The 3,774-nt window shown below is 73.8% G+C and carries 4 protein-coding genes; 1 reads left to right on the forward strand and 3 read right to left on the reverse strand.

The genetic code is table 11. The features are described 5' to 3' along the window. Positions 1-114 precede the first annotated feature (114 nt). Entirely contained in the window at positions 115-921 is an 807-nt protein-coding gene (locus ND748_RS15795) for an inositol monophosphatase family protein (RefSeq protein WP_251746567.1), read from the forward strand. A 110-nt stretch (positions 922-1,031) separates the two neighbouring features. On the opposite strand, the gene ND748_RS15800 is transcribed toward ND748_RS15795, so the two are convergent. From ND748_RS15800 to wecB, 3 genes are all read right to left on the reverse strand, one after another. Then, positions 1,032-1,442, reverse strand: coding sequence for a VOC family protein (locus ND748_RS15800; RefSeq protein ID WP_251746568.1), 411 nt, complete (start codon positions 1,440-1,442; stop codon positions 1,032-1,034). 10 nt (positions 1,443-1,452) lie between these two features. After that, entirely contained in the window at positions 1,453-1,926 is a 474-nt protein-coding gene (locus tag ND748_RS15805) for a helix-turn-helix transcriptional regulator (RefSeq protein ID WP_251746569.1), read from the reverse strand. A 147-nt stretch (positions 1,927-2,073) separates the two neighbouring features. Beyond that, positions 2,074-3,447: a non-hydrolyzing UDP-N-acetylglucosamine 2-epimerase gene (gene wecB / locus ND748_RS15810; RefSeq protein ID WP_285902184.1), complete on the reverse strand. Its 1,374-nt coding sequence runs from the start codon at positions 3,445-3,447 to the stop codon at positions 2,074-2,076. Between the last annotated feature and the right edge of the window lie 327 nt (positions 3,448-3,774).

The raw sequence follows: 3,774 nt of genomic DNA on the forward strand, positions 1-3,774 counted from the left end.
TCCCGAAGCCGGCCGCCCCGCCGACGCCGGCAGCCGTCCCGAAGCCGGCCGCCCCGCCGACGCCGGCAGCCGTCCCGAAGCCGAACCAGAGCCCGAGCCCCGGAGCGCCGACCGATGAGCGACCTGCCAGACCCGGACATCCTGCTCGACGTCGCGCTGACGATCGCCCGCGAAGCCGGTGCGCTGCTCGCCCGGGGCCGCGAGGGCGCGGTCGCCGCGGAGACGACGAAATCCTCCCCCACTGACGTGGTCACCGCCCTGGACCGCGCCTCCGAGGCGCTGGTGGCCCGCCGGCTCGGTGAGCTGCGTCCGGGCGACGGCCTGCTCGGCGAGGAGGGATCCGACTCCGCCGGGTCGACCGGCGTGCGCTGGATCGTCGATCCGCTCGACGGCACGGTGAACTTCCTCTACCGGCTGCCGAACTGGGCGGTGTCGATCGCCGCGGAGGTCGACGGCGAGGTCGTCGCCGGCGTGGTGCACGCCCCGGCGATGGGCACGACCTACACCGCCGTCCGCGGCGGCGGCGCCTTCCGGGACGGCACGGCGCTGACCGGGTCGACGGTGACGACCCTGGCCGGCGCCCTCGTCGCGACCGGTTTCGGCTACCTGGAGTCCCGCCGCGCCGCTCAGGCCGCGGTACTCACCAGGGTGGTACCCCGAGTCCGCGACATCCGCCGGATGGGCGCGGCGTCGCTGGATCTGTGCGCCGCCGCCGGCGGCATCGTCGACGCCTACTACGAGCGCGGCCTCAAGCCCTGGGACCATGCCGCCGGCGGACTGGTGGCGGCGGAGGCGGGCCTGCGGGTCGGTGGGCTGCACGGCCGACCGGCGAGCGAGGACCTCACCGTCGCCGCCCCGCCGGCGCTGTTCGGCCCGCTCACCGACCTGCTCGCCGAGGACCCTCCGGCCGACCGGGACTAACCCGGCTCGCCGGCCGCGCCCAGCGGGCCGTCCGGTCAGGCCGTCCGGTCAGGCCGTCAGGCGTCAGGCGTCAGGCGTCAGGCGTCACGATTCGTCAGCCCTTCAGATCCTCAGGCCTTGGGCGCCTGCGAGATGCGCACCGTGTTGCCCGAGGGGTCCCGGAACGCGCAGTCGCGCGGGCCCCAGGGCTGGTCGATGGGCTCCTGCAGCACCTCTGCGCCGAAGGCCCGTACCGTCTCGAAGGTCGCGTCGAGATCGTCGGCGCGGAACACGATCACCGGCAGCACGCCCTTGGTGAGCAGCTCCTGCAGGGCGTCCCCGTCGGCCTGGGGTCGGCCGGCGTGCGGCTCGGAGAGGACGATCTCAAGGTCCGGCTGGGACGTGCTGGCGAGGGTGACCCACCGGAAGCCGTCCGAGGCGACGTCGTTGCGCACCGCCAGGCCGAGGGCGTCGCGGTAGAAGGCCAGCGAGTCGTCCAGATCGTTGACGGTGATGTGGCAGTACTGCAGTGAGACGGTCATGCGGCCAACGCTAGGGGCCGGCCGCGCGGACCGCTTCTCCAATCCTGACCGGTTCTCCCGTCCTGGCCGGCTGGCCGGTAACCGCCTGGTCTCTGGTCGGACGGGTGCGCGCCCTGGCGACGCAGGCGGGCATCGCCTGCACGGCACGGTGCTCCCGGGCCCGGTAGGCGCTCGGCGTCATCCCCACGAGCTCGGTGAACCGAGAGCTGAACGAGCCGAGGGAGGTGCAGCCGACCGCCATACACGTATCGGTCACGCTCATGCCCGCGCGCAGCAGCGCCATCGCCCGCTCCACTCGCCGGGTCATCAGGTAGCTGTACGGCGTCTCGCCGTAGGCCGCCCGGAACGCCCGGGAGAAGTGCCCCGGCGACATCAGCGCGCGGCGGGCCATGGTCGGCACGTCGAGCGGACGCGCGTACTCCCGGTCGACCAGATCCCGCGCCCGGCGCAGGTGCGCGAGGTTGGCAAGGGAGCGCCGATCCACCGGACGAGGATACCGTCCGCTCCTGCTGACCTGCGCGAATGCGGGGATCCCGGCCCGCCGCCGACTGCCCGATCAGCAACTGACCGATCAGCGGAGGCCCGGTCAGCGGAGGCCCGATGCGCGGAGGCCCGATCAGCGGCTGCCGGATCAGCGGAGGTCCGCGGTCGCGGCGGGGGCGGCGGGGTTCGGTCCGGCGCTGGAGCCGGTGTCGCCGTACCAGACGGTCCGCCGGACGTGGTCGACGTAGCTGACGATGATGTGCACGACCCGGCGGGAGACGTCGTCGGCGTCGTAGTCGGGGACGACTCGTGCTCGGCGGTCGCTTTCGGCCTCCCGCACCATCAGCTCGACGGCGTCGAGGATCCGCTCCGGGCGCAGCACGCTGGCGACGAGCACCCCGCGGTCCATGCCCTCCGGCCGTTCGTGTGCCTCCCGGACGAGCACGGCGGGGAAGCCGACGAGGGAGGCTTCCTCGGTCAGGGTGGCGCTGTCGGAGAGCACGCACAGGGCGGCCCGTTGCAGCGCGATGTAGTCGGCGAAGCCGAACGGCCGGCAGAAGCGGACCCGCTCGTCGAGCATGGGCGCCCGCCCGGAGCGGCGCAGCGCGCCGAGCCGGTCCCGGGTCCGCGGATGGGTCGACACGATCACCGGCAGCCGGTACCGGACCGCCAGCCGGTTGAGGGTCTCCAGCAGGGCCGACAGCGCCTCGGGCCGGTCGACGTTCTCCTCCCGGTGGACGCTGGCGAGCAGGTAGCGTCCCGCCTGCACACCGAGGGTGGACAGTGCCGATGAGGTGTCGATGAGCGGGGCGTAGTGGGTGAGCACCTCCTTGACCGGGGAGCCGACCACGAAGATCCGCTGGGCGGGCAGCCCCTCGGCGAGCAGATGCCCGCGAGCCCGTTCGGTCAGGGCCAGGTGGACGTCACTGAGCTGGTCGGCGACCCGCCGGTTGATCTCCTCCGGGACCCGCTGGTCGAAGCAGCGGTTGCCGGCCTCCAGGTGGAACACCGGGATGCGGCGGCGCTTGGCGGCGATCGCGGCGTAGCAGGTGTTCGTGTCGCCGTAGAAGAGCATGGCGTCGGGGGCCTCGGCGGCGAGAACCGGGTCGAGCCGCGAGATCAGCCGGCTGATCGTCTCGGCGGGGGTGGGCCCGGCGGCGTCGAGCACGTGGTCCGGCCGGCGGAGGCCGAGTTCGTCGAAGAAGACCTGGTTGAGCTCGTGGTCGTAGTTCTGCCCGGTGTGGACCAAGCGCAGGTCGACGGCCCGGTCGAGGGCGGCGACGACCCGGCTGAGCTTGACCACCTCCGGCCGGGTGCCCGCGACCACCAGCACCCGCAGGCGGCGCTCGGCCGGTCCGCCCGCCCGCGACACCGCGGATGCCTGCCGGGCGGCGGTCAGCGAGGAGCGGCGCGGCTGCGGCCCGCTGGGCTGCGGCACCAGCGGCTTGACCCGCTCGCCTGGCAGCCCCGACGGAACCGTCGGTACGGAGGGCCCGCTCTGCTCCGGAGTACCACGCGGCATTCGGATTCCCCCTAGCGCGACGCGTCGTCACCAGCGGCCGGGGGCCCGCCCGGACGATCGCCGGGCGGCCCGGGGCTGCCTCACAGGGGGAACGTATCACCGTCTGTAGTTTTCAGATAACCCAGCGACGCCACTTCGTCCGCGGCAGAGCGTCGGCGCGAGCTCGGCGGCGGCGGATGCGGGGGAGAGCGCCTCCATGGTTCCTCTGTAGGGTTCGGCGCCCGATTCGTCCCCACAGAAGAGACAGACCGCGCCGCCCCCTTGCACCCCACCTCGCCGGCCCAGGCGTTCGCGGCGGCCGCTGCCGCCGCCGCGCCCCGGCCGGAC

The sequence above is a fragment of the Frankia sp. AiPs1 genome (assembly GCF_023716945.1).
Classification (GTDB): Bacteria; Actinomycetota; Actinomycetes; order Frankiales; family Frankiaceae; genus Frankia.